Raw genomic sequence first — 17,106 nt, 5'->3', positions numbered from 1 at the left:
ACTTTCGCTTAACGCCAACTATTTTTCAAAAGACCTATCTGTTCATTTGAAATATCCTATATTTTAGCATGTTTTCAGTGAAGTTTAAAACAGTATCCTATTCTGATAGGGAAACCTTTTGTGCTTTTGCTTCTTGCGGTTTTCGTTCGCTCCAATAAAAAACGCCCATGCTGAGTAACACGACAACGCCAGCAATGAGATATACATTTGAAAAATCTGTGAAGCTGACAAGCAGTCCGAAGACAAATGATCCAGCGGCAATCCCCGTATCATATAGGGTAAAGAAAGTTGCTGTGGCGTAGCCTGTACGGTGTGCTGGTGAGTGCTGTATCGCAAGTGTTTGTAGACATGGCACCAAAGAGCCGTAGCCAAGACCGATGACAGCGCCGGATAAAAGAAGCATGGTGGCTGTTTGGGTAGCGGTCAGCATCCATAAACCAATCGCAAAGAGAGCAATCGATGGATAGATCACAATATGAGGCCCGACTCGGTCAAACAGTCTGCCTGTAAATGGACGTGATCCAAGCATTGCAGCTGCAAAAACAATGAAGAAATAACTGCTTGCACCCATCAGGTGAAGTGAATTGGCATACACTGAAATAAATGAAATGATCGGCGAGTAACAGAAGGAGATAATGATTCCAACTGCTGCCGTTTTTAAAGCACCTTTTTCAAACAGGTGAGAAAAAGTGAATCGAAAGATGACACTTCCGCCGTTTTCAGGCTCTGGCTGTCTAATCAGCATCGTGAAAGCTGCACCGATAGAGACGATGATCGAAAAGAGAAGAAATAAAGAATGGAATCCTACTTTTCCGACTTGATTCAGTGCGATAAACGGACCGATAACCACAGCGAGGTTCATTGACATCACAAAGTATCCAAGACCCTCTCCTCGTTTATGTTTCGGAATCATATCAGCTGCAATAGCACTTGCTACGGTTGTCAAAATGCTGAAGAAGATTCCTTGTACGAAACGCAGCATGAGAAGTGTTTGAAATTGATCAATTGGAATGTATAAATAAGTGAGCAGGGCAAAAGCCGTTGAAGAAAAAATCGCCATGCGTTTCTTGCCGAATTTCTCAATAATGGCCCCTGAAAATGGTCTTGTCACAATTGCTGATAATAAGAAGACCGTCACAAGGAGGCCGCCCTGTGATTCTGTTCCATTTAATTCATCCATTGTGTAAATGGGGAGTAGTGTCAAAAGGGCATAAAAAGAGGTGAATGTAAATAAATTCACCAGGACAATCATGATAAAGTCTTTTGTCCAAATGCGTTCGTTCATGGTGTATGTCACTTCCTATTCAGTTGATAATTTGTGTAAAAGTGTATGGAGGAGTTGTTTTTCTTCGTAGGTAAAATCTGAAAGACATTCTTCTTCAAATTGTTCCATCGTCTGTTTGATTTTTTGAAACTTTGCTTTTGCATCGTCTGTCATGACGATGAGATTCTCACGTTTGTCTTTTCCTTGGACTCGTTTCACCCAGCCGTTTGCTTCTAGACGCGTCACGGTTCTGGTAATCGTCGGTGCTTCGACGTTCAAATAGGTCCAAATGTCTTTTTGCGTTTTAGGACCGAATGTATCCAAACAAAAAAGTACAGTCCACTGGGACATGTACAAGTCATAAGCAGCAAGCGCTTCGTTCGCTTTTTTAGACAGCAGCCGCGCGCTTTGATGTATTTGATGTAAACACTCTCTGTTTAACGTATCCATAGGCTCACCTTTATTCATTATTTATCTAGGTAAATAAAATCACCTTTCCTATTTTACGTGTTACACCGATGCTTGTAAAGTGAAAATTTTCGCCACTCGAAATGATTTTTTGTTTTGTCTTTTCTGATAAATCCCTTGTCCCATCTTCATTTTTAGCATATTCCCTATGCAATGCTAATACACTGTTACAAACCTGACAAAGAGAGTGTTTGAGGTGAGGGATCGTGTTTGGCATTTACTACCTAATGGATGAGAAATTAAGACGAACAAGCGCCGCTGAAAATGGATAATATTGATACGGATCTCATTTCACACTTCTCACATCCATTTTAGGGAGGTCGAGTGGTGTGCACGATTACATCAAAGAGCGAACAATCAAGATAGGAAAGTATATCGTGGAGACAAAGAAAACCGTTCGTGTAATTGCGAAAGAATTTGGAGTCTCTAAAAGTACTGTACACAAGGATCTAACAGAAAGACTGCCAGAAATTAATCCAGATCTGGCTAACGAAGTGAAGGAGATACTGGATTATCATAAATCAATCCGCCACCTGCGAGGGGGAGAAGCCACAAAGTTAAAGTATAAAAAAGAAGAAATTTTAGAAGGTGAGCCTGTAAAACAGTAAGCTTTAGTTCTTTGTTCATAAACATGATATATATATCTTCCTCTTATCGGTAGTTTCTAACCACAAATTTTGTAAAGACTTTTGTAAAGAAATATCTTTTTTTCTGCAAATTATGATAGAATATATAATTAGGGCAGAATGTGGTATTTGCTATGGAAACAGATTTTCAAGGAGGATATATATAGATGTTTGCTAGGGATATTGGAATTGATCTTGGTACTGCAAATGTACTGATTCATGTCAAAGGAAAAGGAATTGTGTTAAATGAACCATCTGTTGTCGCTCTTGATAAAAACAGCGGGAAAGTATTAGCTGTTGGAGAAGAAGCAAGACGTATGGTTGGACGTACGCCTGGGAATATTGTTGCGATTCGTCCATTAAAAGATGGCGTAATTGCTGATTTTGAAGTAACTGAAGCGATGCTCAAGCATTTTATTAACTCATTAAATGTGAAAGGGCTATTCTCTAAGCCGCGTATGCTCATCTGCTGCCCAACAAACATTACATCTGTTGAGCAGAAGGCGATCAAAGAAGCTGCTGAAAAAAGCGGCGGGAAGCATGTATTTCTTGAAGAAGAGCCAAAAGTAGCAGCTATTGGTGCTGGTATGGATATTTTTCAGCCAAGTGGAAACATGGTCGTAGATATTGGAGGCGGAACGACAGATATCGCTGTCATCTCAATGGGTGACATTGTAACCGCCTCTTCTATTAAAATGGCTGGAGACAAATTTGACTTGGAAATTCTAAACTACATTAAAAAAGAGTACAAGCTGTTGATCGGTGAGCGAACTGCAGAGGACATTAAGATCCAAGTTGCAACGGTATTCCCAGACGCACGTCACGAAGAGATCTCGATTCGTGGACGAGACATGGTGACAGGATTACCAAGAACGATTACCGTCACAAGCAAAGAAGTAGAAGAAGCATTACGTGAATCTGTATCTGCCATTGTTCAGGCTGCGAAACAAGTTCTTGAAAGAACACCACCTGAATTATCAGCTGATATCATTGACCGCGGCGTCATCATTACTGGTGGCGGAGCGCTTCTAAACGGGCTTGATCAATTGCTTGCAGAAGAGCTGAAAGTACCAGTTTTCGTTGCAGAAAATCCAATGGATTGTGTAGCAGTTGGTACTGGCGTGATGCTTGATAATATGGACAAGCTGCCAAAGCGTAAACTCAGCTAATGATTTCCCTCATTCTTTTTAGAAAGAATGGGGGATTTTTATTAAAGAAGCCTGCCAATATGCCGATATATTTCATAGAAGATTGTGTACTGATGATTTTAGGTCATGTGAAAGAATTTGAATGAGGTGAGCACGTGTTAAAAGGACTATACACCGCAACATCTGCCATGATCGCTCAAGAGCGGCGGACAGAAATGCTTTCAAATAATATCGCAAATGCGAATACTCCAGGCTATAAAGCAGATGAAGGGGCCATGCGCGCATTTCCAGAAATGCTGCTAAGCCGAATGGAATCAGGACGTTTCCAAACATCTTCAGGCAAAGGCTTTAGTATCCCACAGCAAACGGCGATTGGCGGAATTAATACGGGAACATACATGCAGGAATTGATTCCTCAATTTACACAAGGAACATTAAAAACAACGGATCAAACAACTGATATTGCATTAGTAGAAAATAATGTGCCCATCAACCCGGAGACAAATCAAAAGTCAGCGCTTTTTTATGCTGTGAATACACCAGAAGGCGTTCGTTATACGAAAAGCAGTTCCATTACATTGAATGATCAAAATCAGTTGACGATCAATGGACGTGCCCTTCTTTCTGTGACGGGTCAGCCGATTACCGTTCAAAGTGAGAATTTCAAAGTGAACGCAGATGGAACCGTGAGTGAAAACGGACAAAACCTTGGACAAATTGATGTACGTGTTGCAATGGATACAAGAAACCTTGCGCGTGAAGGAAATGATTTATACCGTACAGCTGATAACCAGCCTCTTCCAAGTGCGGTCAATAACGGTCAAATGTCCTATACATTAAGCCAAGGTGTATCAGAGCTCTCGAACGTTGATGTGACGAAATCATATACAGAAATGACAACAGCCTACCGCGCATTTGAAACAAACCAAAAAGTGGTTCAGGCATATGATAAAAGTTTAGAAAAAGCAGTGAATGAAATCGGAAGAGTGTATTAATAAAGAAATGAAAGAGAGAGGAGGATTCTCATGCTTAGAACGATGATCAATGCAGCTGTGTCAATGAACGAGGTGCAAAAGCAGCTTGATATCATTAGTAATAACATCGCAAACAGTGAAACAACAGGGTATCGCGCGAAAAACACCCGTTTTTCAGAGCTGGTCAGACAACAGTTTAATCAGGTAGATGAAAAAAATGAGCAGGTGGCAAACAGTCGTCTGACACCTGCTGGTTTAAGGCTTGGAACTGGAACGATGGTCAATGCATCCATTAACTCATTGCAAGGGTCTATTAAAGAAACAGGCCGTGACCTTGATGTTGCATTTGGTGCGCCATCTCAGTATTTGCAGGTCAATGCTGGCGGTAACATCCGGTATACAAGAGATGGCTCTCTTTATTTACAGCCAGGAAATAATCGGAATCAAGTCCAGCTGGTGACAAGCGAAGGCCATCCGATTCTTGACGAAAACGGGAATGAGATTGTCTTAAATGCGAATTTCCGTGATATTTCTATCGATAAAAATGGCCGGCTTACAGCTATTTCTCGAGGCAATCAACCGAATCAGCAGGTGAATCTTGGGGTTGTTCAAGTGAATAATTCTTCAGCACTCATCTCTGAAGGAGAAAATTTGTTCTCAGTCGACGGCAACTATCAAGGCGCTTTAACGGCACTGAATGGGGCAAACCGTCAGGCCATTCAACTTCAGCAAGGTGCACTTGAAACGTCGAATGTGGACATGTCTAAAGAATTAACAGACCTCATGACAACACAGCGTTCGTATCAGATGAACTCAAGAACCATTACGATGGGCGATCAAATGCTAGGACTCATTAATACCATTCGATAATGAGCAGGCGGATGTCAGCCTCTCATGATAAAAAAGGCGGCTCGCTCAAAGTCGCCCTTTTTTTTATAAAAATCTGAGACATCTGCAAGCAGATCTTCAAGATCAATCCAGGCTTCTTTTCGTTCAAGACATGTGACGAGTGTAGCAATCTGTTCATCTGCCTTGGGCGCTTGGCTGTAGAGAAGGAATAAAATTTGGAACTTGATTCTTAATAGATCAAATTGGGCATCAACGGCTTCTTTTAGCCCTTTTTGAATATACTTCATTCCTTCATCAGTTAAATTCTCTTTAAAGCAGGAACGCACAGTTTCATAGAGACACGACACATAGGAGTGGGCAGATTTCCGGTATGCTGGGAGCCGAAGCGCTTTTTTAAAGTATTCTAGTGCTTCCTTATGACGATTCTGTCTCGACTTGATAAAACCAGCGTCATAATACACGATACCAAGCAGTTCTTGGTCATCAATCATTTTCACGTATTCGATAATTTCAATAAAAATAGCTTCTGCTTCTTCATATTTTTTTTGATCACTAAAGTTAAGGGCGAGCACAATTTTGCACCGATAAATGCTGTGGATATCCCCGTGCTTTGCAAAGATATCCATGGCTTTTTCAACATGTCGAATGGATAACAGTGAATAGCGGTTGTTATAATAAACACCACTTGTACGGAAATGAAACTCCGCTTCCTCTAGCTCATCGTCTAGCAGGGGAAGTTTTTCTTCTGCTTTTTCAAGATAATGAATGGCATCATTTTGATCGCTCTTTAAAGATTCGTATAAACCGAGAAAAAAGTAAAAATAATATTGCAGTTGATCATTCATTTGATCTTTGTGGAGCATGAGTTCATGCTTCAGTTTTTCTAAGTCTTCTGTTTGGTTCATCCAGAGCTGGTGCCGAAAAAGCATAAGCTGATAATGTAAATGAAGCTCCTGTTTCTTTGACAATCTACGTTTATATTTGGTTAAGGACGTTTTGATCTCTTCAGCCTTCGAAAAATGTCGATGTTTTAGCATTGTATACCACGAATGGAGAAGTTTTTTAATGGATTTATCGCTTATAAAATTCATTTTTACCCTCTTATTCAATCAATGATGTAATATATATTACCATATTTGTGAAAAAACGATGAGTGTAGAGTGGATTATATTTCATGACAATAGGTAATGATAGATTCTATTTTTTACCATAAATGTTGGCTGAACATTGAAAAATGACTGCATTCATAATATACTTCAATAGGAATCAAATGAAGATTAGCGATATAGAAAAGAAGGAGAGATCAAGACATGCTTGATGCTCAGCAAATTCAAGACATTATTCCACACCGTTATCCATTTTTATTGGTTGACCGTATTTTAGAAGTTGATGGTGAGAAAAGAGCGGTTGGAATCAAAAATGTCACAGTAAATGAAGAATTTTTTAATGGCCATTTCCCAGGATACCCCATCATGCCGGGTGTGCTTATTGTAGAAGCGCTTGCTCAAGTTTTTGGGGTCATCATGTTAGGTAAAGAAGAGAACAAAGGGAAAATTGGTTTGTTTGCAGGGATTGACAGCTGCCGATTCAAAAGACAGGTCAAGCCAGGCGATCAGCTACGTTTAGAGGTTGAAATCACACGTCTTCGCGGTCCAGTTGCCAAAGGAAAAGCAGTTGCAACAGTAGATGGCGAAGTGGCATGTGAAGCAGAACTGACATTTTCTATCGGTCCGAAAGTATCGTAATGTGTCTGACGGTTCATCTTGTATGAACCGTTTTTTATATGGAAACATTCAGCCAGAGCGGATGAGGACTTGCTTTTTTGACAAAAAAACGTCATATTAGACAAAAAAAGATGAAGGTGATAAAGAATGCTGAAAGAATTTAGAGAGTTTGCCGTCAAGGGGAATGTGATTGACCTTGCTGTCGGTGTCATCATCGGGGGAGCATTTGGCAAAATTGTCACTTCTCTTGTGAATGATTTAATTATGCCGCTTGTTGGTATTATTGTTGGGGGGCATGATTTTAGTGGATTGTCTATTAAAATCGGTTCTGCTCAAATTTTGTATGGAAGTTTCATTCAAACAGTGGTCGACTTCTTGATTATCTCCTTTTCCATTTTTATCTTTATTCGTTATTTAAATAAATTAAAACGGAAAAAGGTAGAGGAAGAGGAAGTGGTTGAAACGCCAGATCAAACGGAAGTGTTGTTAACCGAAATTAGAGATTTATTGAAAAATCAAAGCCAATCGAAAGATGTGCAATAGAAAAAGAGCGGCTCATCCCGCTCTCAGCGTGTAGACAAACCCTCGCATTCTTTGTCAGGGCTGTGCTCCGGTGCTCACGAATATTAAATTCGCTCTGCTCCGGTGCTCGCCCTTCCTAGACTTCAAAGGTTTTCTATTAAGCTGAAAAGGAAGACAAAGGGCTAAAATAAAGTTCATTTTAGCCCTTTGTCAACCATCTAAGAGCGGCTCATCCCGCTCTTTTTTATGTGTTCTGTTTAAAAGCATCCAGCAGTTTTTCTCCTGATAGCCCCTCTTTGACGAGGTCTTTTAATACTTCTTCGGTTTCTGTTCTGTAACGATTTGTGATCATTTTACCGTCGAGTAATACAGATATGTTTTCTTCTAAGGCAACGATGTTTTTGACTTGGACCGATAGATGAACAGGGCGGTTGTTTTCTTTTGTAATCGTCACGAGAATCTTTACTTCTGTATGCTGCTGGAAGAGCACCTCAAACACTTGTCTATGCTTCTTTGGAATCAGTGCCTCGATCATCCAGTGATTTTCGCCATCTTCTTTATTAATGATTAAGCCGTCACGAAGGGGAATGCTGGACATTTTATCTTGCTTTGGATCAAGTTCGATTTTTAAATCAATCAGCCTAAAGGTTTTCATATTTATCACCTCACAAGCGTTCATTATTCGTAAGTATCATTATAGCATACAACATCTGTATAAATGAAACCGCTGCCTACTCAGAACTAGCTGCATATAAGTGAAAGGAGATGTTTTATGGAGTCCTATCAACTTCGAAACATACATATTGGTGAGGAAAAGGAAAGCAATGTGAGGGTCTATACATGGGGAGACATTCTCTCATTTTGTGATGTGTATATGGAAGAAGGGGAGTCCCTCACTTTTCAATACGTGACAGACGATCAAATGGACTGTTTCGAATTTCAATTGTCAATTCATGATGGAAGGCTTTGTTTTTATTGGTTTGCGTGGGACGGGTCTGACTATATTCACATGCCTTCTAGTAATTGGATTCATTCAGATGTTTTTTATCAATTTATGAAAAATAAGTATTTCGTCAAACAAAATAAGATGATGTTTTATACGCAAGCGGTAAAAAGTAAAAATGATTGAGGAAATAAAGAATTTGAAGAACGATTTTGTCATTTTCGTTTTTTGTCTCTTGTGCTATTTCTCAGTAGACTAGGGTTAGCTGAAAGGAAAGGAGGCAAAAGGCAAAGGTCTAGCATCTCGCGGCCCTCCTCTAGCTATAGCTGATAGACTTTGCCTTGTACACATATTCACTGCGTAATAGTAGAACCAAGGTTTCTTTGTATCAGTCATGTGTCCCCTGTGAATCCCCTTATGCGTATCCGGTCATGTAGCGTGACCGGGTACTCTTATATTCATTGATAAGCCGATCATCCCTTGCAAATAGTGGATACTCATTTCATAATGATGATGGATTTGAAAACGGAAGGTCAACTGAAAATGCAGGCAAAAAAGGAGAGACCGATGACAAACATTCAATTAATCGCAACGGATTTAGACGGAACTTTATTGAACAGTGAGCACAAAGTGAGTCAGGAAAACGAGCAGGCGTTAAAGGAAGCAGCGGCGAGTGGGATTGAGGTTGTCGTTTCAACAGGAAGAGCGTATTTTGATGTGAAATCTATTTTTGATCAGCTTGGGATGAATACGTGGGTCATCAGTGCAAATGGAGCTGTGATTCATGATCCAGAAGGTCAGGTATATCATTCGGCTGTTCTAGAAGAAGAAAAAGCAAAACACATCTTATCATGGCTTGAGGAGCGTGATTATTACTATGAAGTGTTTACGAATGAAGCCATTTACACACCAAACCGCGGCAGGGAGCTTCTGGCGATAGAAATGGACCGCTTAAAGAGTGCAAATCCAGAAACGGATCAGCGTGTTCTTGAGCAAGCGGCTGAAGTTCAATACAGCCAGTCAGGTTTTGCTTATATTGATACATATCAAGAATTGTTTCGTGAGGATCAGAATCTTTCGTTTTATAACATCTTAGGTTTCTCATTTTTTCAAGCCAGATTGAAAGCCGGATGGGATGCGTTTGGACATGATTCTGAATTAACATTGGTTAGTTCGGCTGATCATAACTTTGAAATTGGAGCAAAGGAGGCGTCGAAAGGGCAGGCGTTAACCAGGCTGGCAGAAAAGCTCGGTATTCCATTAAGCAGAACAGCGGCTGTAGGAGACAGTTTAAATGATGAATCGATGATTCGGGCAGCTGGGGTTGGAATTGCAATGGGGAATGCGAGAAAGGATATAAAAGAATTAGCTGATCACGTCACGTTAACAAATGATGAACATGGTGTGGCACATATGATTCAACATCTTTTGAAATAATTGAATCGTATGTATTTGTATAAATGACATAGGATGAAGCGCATTCTACAAAAGAGGAATTCAGAACTACTTCTATTTACACCCGCTATGGAACATCATATAATTTAATTATGAATATAACCCGCTTGTAAGGAAGTTAAGGAGAGTAAACGAATGGCGCTGGAATCTTATAAGTCCGACAATCTGCATTTAATCAAGGAAGCCTTAGACTATACTCAGGTTGGCCTGACGGTGACGGACCCGTCTTTACCTGATAATCCTTTAATATATGTGAACAAGGGCTTTTTAGATATGACAGGCTATCAAGAAACCGAAGTATTAGGAAAGAACTGTCGTTTCCTTCAAGGAGATGAAACTGAACAGATTGCTCTCAAACAAATTAGGACAGCCATTGAAAACAAAGAGGCTGTCACTGTACAGTTGAAAAACTATAAAAAATCTGGTCAAATGTTTTGGAACGAGTTAAGTGTGGCGCCTTTATGGATTGATGAAAATGAAGGGAAACGCCTTTATTTCGTTGGTCTGCAAAAGGATGTTACGAAAGAGAAGGAACAGCAAGAGCTTCTTGAGCAATCCATTGATGAAGTATTGAATATTTCTGTCCCGATTGTTCCGGTGAAGGATGGTATTTCTGTCCTGCCGATCATAGGTACGTTAACAGCGCCAAGATTTGATAAAATCATCTCAACAGTCTCCACTTATATCTCTCAATCCAAAGACGATTACTTTATTGTGGATCTGTCTGGTCTATTAGAAGTGGATTCATTTGTGGCGGATGCGATCTTTAAGCTAAACGATCTGATTTTAATGACTGGCACAGAACTGATCGTGACAGGTATTAAACCAAATCTTGCGATGAAAATGGGAGAAATGAGAGAGGACTTCCGCGAGTTGAATACGTATATGAATGTGAAATCTGCATTGAAAAAGCTGCAAATTTAAGCATTCCTTTAGATGAGATTAAAAAAAGAGGACTTTTCATCAAGTTTGAGAAAAGTCCTCTTTTTGCTATCATTACGATGATTGAGCGGCTGCACTTAACGTGAATAAATCTTCTAGTTCATTCGTTGACAGCTCTGTAATCCAGCTTTCACTTTGGATAATTTGATCATTTAACGTTTGTTTTGTTTCGAGCATTTGATCAATTTTTTCCTCTATCGTGCCGGTTGTGATCATCTTATGGACGTGAACAAACCGCTTTTGCCCGATGCGGTAAGCACGGTCTGTTGCTTGGTTTTCTACAGCAGGATTCCACCATCTATCGTAGTGAATGACATGATTGGCGGCGGTTAAGTTTAGTCCGGTTCCTCCTGCTTTTAAAGAAAGAATTAAGATATTGAACTCTTTTTTCTGGAAACGTTCCACCATTTTGTCCCGATCATGTTTTGATAAGCTCCCATTTAAAAATTGAACTGGTTCTCCAAACATCTTTTCGGCGAGCTGTTTGATCATGTTGCCCATTTCAATATACTGCGTAAAAATGAGACAGCTTTCTCCTTGTTCGTGTATGGCTTTTAACAGCTCTGCTAATTTATCCATTTTTAATGAACGCTTCAACAATTTCACATCTGTTCCGCTCTCTTTTAAATAAAGAGCAGGGTGATCGCAAATTTGTTTGAGTCTGCCAAGCATACTTAAAATGATGGCTTTCCGCTGCATCCCTGTTAATGAGGCCATATGTTCGAATGTATCTTTGACCAGCTGTTCATATAAAGATGCCTGCTCTGCAGATAACGGGATGAATTCTTTTTCTTCTAGTTTCTCTGGCAGATTGAGTGCAACTTCTTCATCTTGTTTTGTTCGTCTTAATAAGAATGGCTTGATCAGCTGCTGCAGCTGTTGGATTCTTTTTTCTTCACGGTCTTTTTCAATCGGAAGGACGAACTTTTTATGAAAACTGGTCAGGCTGCCGAGATATCCTTTGTTCACGAAGTCGAAAATAGACCAAAGCTCTGTCAAGCGGTTCTCCATCGGTGTCCCGCTGAGGGCAATGTGGTGCTGTCCTTTTAATTGCCTAATGGCTCTCGATTGTTTCGTATGGGCATTTTTAATGTTCTGGGCTTCGTCTAAGCAAATGGTATTCCATTTGGCTGCTGTTAATTCATCACGGTCAGAATGTGAGAGACCATACGAAGTGAGGACGATATCTGTTGATTCGTACGCTTTTGTAAAGTTCTCACCTTGTGGACGTGATGGTCCATAATGCAGAGCGACATTCAAATGTGGTGCGAATGTTTCAAGCTCTCTTTGCCAGTTCCCTAATACGGAAGTCGGTGCAATGATGAGAGATGGAGCGGCGTCTTGTTGATGCTCCTTCAAATAGGTGAAATAAGCGATCATTTGAATCGTTTTTCCAAGTCCCATATCATCTGCTAAACAAGCCCCGAATCCATGAGACCTTAAGAACAGAAGCCAGTTGACACCGTGCTGCTGATACGGGCGCAGTGTGCCCTTAAAGGACTCACTCATCTCATAGGATGGCAGCTCTTGTGTATCATTTAACTGATGAACAAGTCCTCGTAGTTGAGACGAAAGTTCAAATTGAATATGGGCAAAGGCCGAACTGTCTAGCAACTCAGGAATCGACTCAGAGGAGGCCTCTTGGTCTGCGAGTTCACGTGATAAAATATCCGACATATGAAGTCCTTCGTTCTCAGCGCGCTCCATCCATTTCTTCATTTGCTGGATAAAGGTCGGGTCGATTTTAATCCATTGTCCACGAATGTTGACAAGACGACGTTTACTTTGAACAAGCTCGTTGAACTCATCTTCTGTCAGCTCAATCCCGTTTGTGGCAAAGCGCCAATTAAAGTCCATAAGGGCATCCATTCCAACGTGCGATTCGCCTCGTGGTGTGGAGGAAATCCGTGCTTTTAGCATCATGGTGCTTTCTTTGACGATCTGCCACCATGATGGGAGCAGGATCTCAATCCCCATGTTCACAAGTGTTTCACTCGCTTCAGATAGGAAGAGCCACGCTTCTTCTTCTGACATGAGGGTGGTACCAGATGTAAATGAGAGCCAAGGGACAATCTGACCGAACCGCTCCAGCTCTCTGGTGATTTTTTCTTGAAACGGACGCCATGATTTTTTTAAAGAACGGATGCCTTCAAAGAAATGCAGATCACTGTTTTTCTTATCACGCAAAAACAATTCAATTTTCCAATCATCCCCGTCGAAATCAGGCTCATTTAAACGCAAGCCGACAGTGAAAGGCGTCTCATCATCGATCCAGCCGATCGTTTCCAAGAAATCCTGTTCATCTAAAAAATGTCCCTGGAAGGAGGAAAGAGCAGGCGATTGAGCAGTCATTCGGTTCCATTTGTGCTGCAAGGCATCATCATATTGAATGTAATCCTGTACGGCAAAGGAGAACCAATCAGCTGTGTAGCCATCTAACAGGCCTTCTTTGTCTTTAAAGCGAAGCATGCCTTTTGTCCATGCCTCGAAATCTGGGACAAAATCTTCATCCTCGATGAATTCGTAAATGGTTGAGGCTGTTTTCATAAGCGGCTCTGTTTCATCCGTTAACGTCACATGGCTGAAAGTATTGAATGAATTTTTCCCTAGCAATTCAACGGTCATCCAAGGACTTAACAGGAAGGCAGGTGTGCCAATAAAGCTCACATCTTCTAAGAATGTTCCGTAAAAAGATGATTCGTGCCATTGGAAAAGCTGCCTCTTCATTTCATTTAGCGGTACAGGCTGTCCGTCCTCTGCTTGCGCTGAAATGGTGAAAGAGAAATCTTCGGTTTGTTCTGCATGAATGACAATTTGTTTATGGCGTGTCATCAATTAATTTTCCTTTCTTCATTTCCTCTTGGAACGCACGCAGCCGTTTTGTTGAATCTTGCAGCTGCTGTACATATCTTTCCCACACCGCGTTTTTTTTCGTTTTATGATAAAGCGTACGCAGTTTTTTGAGCATTTTCACAGATTCCCGGTAAGCACTTCGATTCTTTTGATCGAGAAGCAGTGAGATTTCCCGGTGGTATGAAGGAATGAGTGCTTCAGGCTCTTCCTTTGCAATCTGTTTGATCAGTTCTTTCTCCAATTCACTGATGGAGAAACCAACGAGGCTGTGTATTTCAATCCATTCTGCATAGCGTTCTTGTGCATATAAGAGCTGACTATATTCAGTAAATGCATAAGGCATACAGATTTGGAGATAGCGTTCATACAAGAAATGATCTTTCGTCTGTTTAAAGTATGCGTCTAAATAAAAGAAGAAATCGCTGACGGCTCCACGCAGTTCTCTATAAGATAGGTCAAGCTGGCAATATTCTTCTAATACATATGTGATCTCTTGATACCAAAGTTTGAGACGCTTCCAGTCCTTGCGGTTTGTGAGATCCTTAAGCCAATTGAGCACATTCGGCAGCATATCTGCATTGAGCAATTTTAATTGCTGGAAGAGTCTTTCGTCTTCTTTTAGCAAATAATCCATATGCATGAGCCCAATGGTGCGCTCAACCGTTTGCTCCTGCTGTTGGGCGCTCTTGAGTAATTCTGTTTCTTTTTTGACCCATTTCCCTCTATTTAATATAGTTCCCCAAATCTCCATAAAGACCGCAACTCGTTCATGCTGGAAAGGTCCGCTGATTTGAAGAAGTGTCCGAACGGTAGTTGGTGTGTTTTCAAGAAACGGATCGAGGGAAAAGGAAAGGGCGTATGTCCTCAAATGATCCACTGAATCAAAAATGGTGTTCATGAGCTGTTCTACATATGGATTCATCGAATAAAAGTCTTTTTCGGCATCAAGACGGCCGAGATCGATTAGCTCATGGAGCCTTAACCACACATCGATGGACGTATGAATCGCATACAAACTCTTGAATTCAGGTGAAGTGGGTGCGTGTTTTTTCAGGATCGATAAATAGCCGTAATACAAATGCTGTGGCGTTTGCTGGTGCTTCGGTGTCCGTTTCAGCCAGAGGTGAAATTCCTCCTGGAAAAAATTCAGCCAGCTCTGAAGTGATTGTTCATCTGGGCGCTTCACTTGGAAGTGCTGACGAATGAGTTCTTTGCTGCGCTGTAATTCATCCTTCTCTGACCAATTTTCTGTAAAGCCGGTCACACTCTCTACTTGAGCGTATAGCGAAAAGAAGACAGCGAGGATGTGTTTACATAGTCCATCAGCTGGACATGAGCAGCTGCTTCTCACTGGAAACAGCACATGAAGGTGGACTCTTGCTGCCACGACATCATGTACATAAGCTGACCATTCGGTATCAGACTCTTGCTTGAGCCGATATACGCTGTCCTGTCTATAAGTAATCAATGCTTTTTTGATGAGTTGCTTGTTTTCATCTGTTGAAGGAAGAAGTTCTTTGATCTGTTCGGCTGTTTGTTTGATTTCTTCTTCGTTGATGTTGTGCTGAAGCATTTGACCCGCTCCTAACCAAGTAAAAGATTCCAATTCTTTTATTATAGCTCAATGATGATTTATAAAAAAGTTTTTCATGAAAATGGTCATAAATTTCAAAAGCTGTCGAATGATGTATTAGAGTATTGCATAAACCAACCATACAGCATATAATAATGAAATTAGTGGAATCGAAAGGATACAGACATGGATAATAAGGGTTTAAATCAAGAAGAGTTTTTAAAGATTTTGATGTACGCTCATGATATTGGTGAAAATTCCAATGATGTCACAACAAAAGAAATGCTTGAAAATCTGATTGCTCATATTCGAAATGGCCTTGTTTCATAAAAGTAGCCCCCTGCTCTCTCAGCAGGGGGTTTTTGTATGCTTTTATGAATGGAACGAAAATCCCCGGCATACGATGACATTACAAGCATAAGGAGTATGGGGAGCTGATGTGTCATGAAGGTTGCGATTGCAGGCTGTGGGTATGTAGGGCTTGTCACAGGGGTGTGTTTAGCAGAGGCGGGACATGATGTGACATGTATGGATATTGACCGGCGGAAGGTCATGCAGCTGAAGCAAGGGAATCCTCCGATGTACGAGCCGGGATTAAAAGAACTGCTCAAACGGAATATGGAGCAAGGACGCATTCGTTTTCATATTAATGGAGCGTCAGCCTATTCGCAGGCTGACGTGTTAATGATTGCTGTCGGAACCCCGCAGCAGGCAGACGGTCAAGCTGATTTGCAGTATGTCTTTCAAGCGGCAAAGGAGATGGGCTTACAAGCAAAGCCAGGCGCAGTGCTTGTCGTGAAAAGTACAGTGCCTGTCGGAACGGGCGATCAAATTGATCATTTGATTCATCACGTGTTAGGTCGTAAGGAGCCATTATCTATTGCATCGAATCCAGAATTTTTACGAGAAGGGTCTGCCATCTCAGATACGCTGCGAGCGGATCGGCTGGTGATTGGAGCCGAAACGAAGAACGGATTAGATCAGCTAGAGTCTATGTATGCGGATTTCCACATTCCATTCGTGAGAACAGATCGGAAAAGCGCAGAGATGATCAAATACGCATCAAATGCATTTCTTGCCACAAAAATCAGCTTCATGAATGAAATTGCTTCGATTTGTGGAAAAACGGGAGCTGATGTTGAGAGAGTTGCAGAGGGGATGGGACTCGATCAGCGGATTGGTGCTTCGTTTCTTAGGGCAGGCATTGGTTACGGAGGTTCCTGTTTTCCGAAGGATACTAATGCCCTTGTCCAAATTGCAGGGCATGTGTCCCATGATTTTGAGCTATTGAAGGCTGTCATCAAAGTGAACAATGAGCAGCGAACAAGTTTTATTCGAAGTGTGAAGGAGCGGATGGGAGAAAACTTGGAAGGGAAGAGAATGGCTCTTCTTGGCCTTTCCTTTAAGCCGAATACAGATGATATGAGAGAGGCGCCGTCAATCCCAATCGCTCATCAGCTCCATCAATTAGGAGCGGAGATCGTAGCCTATGATCCTGCTGCCGCTCGCAATGCAGCTCAAGAACTGCCTGATCAAGTCCTTTTTGCTCAAACGATTGAAGAGGCGATCAAGGATGCTGATGCTGTCTGTATATTAACTGAGTGGGCGGATATTCAGTCCTTTCCACTTTCAGCTTATAAAAATTTCATGAGGCAGCCGATCATTTTTGATGGCCGGAATTGTCATACGCTTGAAGCGGCAGAAGTAGCTGGTGTCGAGTATCATTCTATTGGGCGCAGGTCTGTCTCTCCTATTTATATGTAAT

The 17,106-nt window shown here is 41.2% G+C and carries 17 protein-coding genes; 11 read left to right on the top strand and 6 right to left on the bottom strand.

Annotated elements, in window-relative coordinates; translation table 11 throughout:
• Positions 1-97: 97 nt before the first annotated feature.
• Together NSQ17_RS17360 and NSQ17_RS17355 are read right to left on the bottom strand one after the other, a co-directional pair.
• Positions 98-1,285, bottom strand: a complete 1,188-nt coding sequence (locus NSQ17_RS17360; protein ID WP_024718734.1) for an MFS transporter — start codon at positions 1,283-1,285, stop codon at positions 98-100.
• Positions 1,286-1,300: 15 nt separating this feature from the next.
• A complete protein-coding gene (locus NSQ17_RS17355) occupies positions 1,301-1,714 on the bottom strand; it encodes a MarR family transcriptional regulator (RefSeq protein ID WP_008343328.1) in 414 nt (137 codons plus the stop codon).
• A 347-nt stretch (positions 1,715-2,061) separates the two neighbouring features.
• Between NSQ17_RS17355 and spoIIID the strand changes: the two genes are divergently transcribed.
• The 4 genes from spoIIID (at position 2,062) to NSQ17_RS17335 (ending at position 5,350) form a co-directional block, all read left to right on the top strand.
• The gene (gene spoIIID / locus NSQ17_RS17350; RefSeq protein WP_008343327.1) at positions 2,062-2,340 is read left to right on the top strand and encodes a sporulation transcriptional regulator SpoIIID; all 279 of its coding nucleotides are present in this window, start codon (positions 2,062-2,064) and stop codon (positions 2,338-2,340) included.
• Between the two features lie 185 nt (positions 2,341-2,525).
• On the top strand, positions 2,526-3,527 hold the full coding sequence (gene mbl / locus NSQ17_RS17345; protein WP_012011515.1) for a cell shape-determining protein Mbl: 1,002 nt from the start codon (positions 2,526-2,528) through the stop codon (positions 3,525-3,527).
• 134 nt (positions 3,528-3,661) lie between these two features.
• Positions 3,662-4,501: a flagellar hook-basal body protein gene (locus NSQ17_RS17340; protein WP_017360018.1), complete on the top strand. Its 840-nt coding sequence runs from the start codon at positions 3,662-3,664 to the stop codon at positions 4,499-4,501.
• A 30-nt stretch (positions 4,502-4,531) separates the two neighbouring features.
• Entirely contained in the window at positions 4,532-5,350 is an 819-nt protein-coding gene (locus NSQ17_RS17335; RefSeq protein WP_007497568.1) for a flagellar hook-basal body protein, read from the top strand.
• 14 nt (positions 5,351-5,364) lie between these two features.
• On the opposite strand, the gene NSQ17_RS17330 is transcribed toward NSQ17_RS17335, so the two are convergent.
• A complete protein-coding gene (locus tag NSQ17_RS17330) occupies positions 5,365-6,420 on the bottom strand; it encodes a tetratricopeptide repeat protein (protein ID WP_268381901.1) in 1,056 nt (351 codons plus the stop codon).
• Between the two features lie 219 nt (positions 6,421-6,639).
• Between NSQ17_RS17330 and fabZ the strand changes: the two genes are divergently transcribed.
• Both fabZ and mscL read left to right on the top strand, forming a co-directional pair.
• Positions 6,640-7,074, top strand: coding sequence for a 3-hydroxyacyl-ACP dehydratase FabZ (gene fabZ / locus NSQ17_RS17325; RefSeq protein WP_342467634.1), 435 nt, complete (start codon positions 6,640-6,642; stop codon positions 7,072-7,074).
• Positions 7,075-7,200: 126 nt separating this feature from the next.
• The gene (mscL, locus tag NSQ17_RS17320) at positions 7,201-7,596 is read left to right on the top strand and encodes a large conductance mechanosensitive channel protein MscL (protein ID WP_007497563.1); all 396 of its coding nucleotides are present in this window, start codon (positions 7,201-7,203) and stop codon (positions 7,594-7,596) included.
• Positions 7,597-7,819: 223 nt separating this feature from the next.
• Here mscL and NSQ17_RS17315 read toward each other — a convergent pair whose 3' ends face one another.
• Positions 7,820-8,230 carry a YwpF-like family protein gene (locus NSQ17_RS17315; RefSeq protein WP_003215215.1) on the bottom strand — a complete coding sequence of 137 codons (411 nt, stop codon included), beginning with the start codon at positions 8,228-8,230 and terminating at the stop codon, positions 7,820-7,822.
• A gap of 117 nt (positions 8,231-8,347) precedes the next feature.
• Between NSQ17_RS17315 and NSQ17_RS17310 the strand changes: the two genes are divergently transcribed.
• The 3 genes from NSQ17_RS17310 (at position 8,348) to NSQ17_RS17300 (ending at position 10,897) form a co-directional block, all read left to right on the top strand.
• Positions 8,348-8,704, top strand: a complete 357-nt coding sequence (locus NSQ17_RS17310; RefSeq protein ID WP_008343305.1) for a hypothetical protein — start codon at positions 8,348-8,350, stop codon at positions 8,702-8,704.
• Between the two features lie 390 nt (positions 8,705-9,094).
• A complete protein-coding gene (locus NSQ17_RS17305) occupies positions 9,095-9,955 on the top strand; it encodes a Cof-type HAD-IIB family hydrolase (protein WP_024718728.1) in 861 nt (286 codons plus the stop codon).
• Positions 9,956-10,108: 153 nt separating this feature from the next.
• Entirely contained in the window at positions 10,109-10,897 is a 789-nt protein-coding gene (locus NSQ17_RS17300; protein ID WP_019743575.1) for an STAS domain-containing protein, read from the top strand.
• A gap of 72 nt (positions 10,898-10,969) precedes the next feature.
• On the opposite strand, the gene NSQ17_RS17295 is transcribed toward NSQ17_RS17300, so the two are convergent.
• Together NSQ17_RS17295 and NSQ17_RS17290 are read right to left on the bottom strand one after the other, a co-directional pair.
• Positions 10,970-13,747, bottom strand: coding sequence for a DEAD/DEAH box helicase (locus NSQ17_RS17295; RefSeq protein ID WP_017360014.1), 2,778 nt, complete (start codon positions 13,745-13,747; stop codon positions 10,970-10,972).
• Positions 13,734-15,341, bottom strand: a complete 1,608-nt coding sequence (locus tag NSQ17_RS17290) for an SWIM zinc finger family protein (RefSeq protein WP_342467633.1) — start codon at positions 15,339-15,341, stop codon at positions 13,734-13,736. Before NSQ17_RS17290 ends, NSQ17_RS17295 begins: the two co-directional genes overlap by 14 nt.
• 186 nt (positions 15,342-15,527) lie before the next feature.
• Between NSQ17_RS17290 and NSQ17_RS17285 the strand changes: the two genes are divergently transcribed.
• Both NSQ17_RS17285 and NSQ17_RS17280 read left to right on the top strand, forming a co-directional pair.
• A complete protein-coding gene (locus NSQ17_RS17285; RefSeq protein ID WP_003214884.1) occupies positions 15,528-15,671 on the top strand; it encodes a hypothetical protein in 144 nt (47 codons plus the stop codon).
• A gap of 114 nt (positions 15,672-15,785) precedes the next feature.
• Complete coding sequence (locus tag NSQ17_RS17280) at positions 15,786-17,105, top strand: UDP-glucose/GDP-mannose dehydrogenase family protein (protein ID WP_342467632.1); 1,320 nt, start codon at positions 15,786-15,788, stop codon at positions 17,103-17,105.
• The last annotated feature ends 1 nt before the right edge of the window (position 17,106 follow it).

It is taken from the genome of Bacillus sp. FSL W8-0629 (assembly GCF_038593225.1).
Classification (GTDB): domain Bacteria; phylum Bacillota; class Bacilli; order Bacillales; family Bacillaceae; genus Bacillus; species Bacillus altitudinis.
Note: the sequence above shows the minus strand (reverse complement) of the source record. Positions and strands in the feature narration are given on the sequence as shown.

Coding starts and splice junctions, on each gene's coding strand:
- fabZ (WP_342467634.1), top strand. CDS start 6,640: ATGCTTGATGCTCAGCAAATTCAAGACATTATTCCACACCGTTATCCA.
- NSQ17_RS17310 (WP_008343305.1), top strand. CDS start 8,348: ATGGAGTCCTATCAACTTCGAAACATACATATTGGTGAGGAAAAGGAA.
- NSQ17_RS17285 (WP_003214884.1), top strand. CDS start 15,528: ATGGATAATAAGGGTTTAAATCAAGAAGAGTTTTTAAAGATTTTGATG.
- NSQ17_RS17290 (WP_342467633.1), bottom strand. CDS start 15,341: ATGCTTCAGCACAACATCAACGAAGAAGAAATCAAACAAACAGCCGAA.
- NSQ17_RS17280 (WP_342467632.1), top strand. CDS start 15,786: ATGAAGGTTGCGATTGCAGGCTGTGGGTATGTAGGGCTTGTCACAGGG.
- NSQ17_RS17360 (WP_024718734.1), bottom strand. CDS start 1,285: ATGAACGAACGCATTTGGACAAAAGACTTTATCATGATTGTCCTGGTG.
- NSQ17_RS17315 (WP_003215215.1), bottom strand. CDS start 8,230: ATGAAAACCTTTAGGCTGATTGATTTAAAAATCGAACTTGATCCAAAG.
- mscL (WP_007497563.1), top strand. CDS start 7,201: ATGCTGAAAGAATTTAGAGAGTTTGCCGTCAAGGGGAATGTGATTGAC.
- NSQ17_RS17300 (WP_019743575.1), top strand. CDS start 10,109: ATGGCGCTGGAATCTTATAAGTCCGACAATCTGCATTTAATCAAGGAA.
- mbl (WP_012011515.1), top strand. CDS start 2,526: ATGTTTGCTAGGGATATTGGAATTGATCTTGGTACTGCAAATGTACTG.
- NSQ17_RS17355 (WP_008343328.1), bottom strand. CDS start 1,714: ATGGATACGTTAAACAGAGAGTGTTTACATCAAATACATCAAAGCGCG.
- NSQ17_RS17335 (WP_007497568.1), top strand. CDS start 4,532: ATGCTTAGAACGATGATCAATGCAGCTGTGTCAATGAACGAGGTGCAA.
- NSQ17_RS17330 (WP_268381901.1), bottom strand. CDS start 6,420: ATGAATTTTATAAGCGATAAATCCATTAAAAAACTTCTCCATTCGTGG.
- NSQ17_RS17295 (WP_017360014.1), bottom strand. CDS start 13,747: ATGACACGCCATAAACAAATTGTCATTCATGCAGAACAAACCGAAGAT.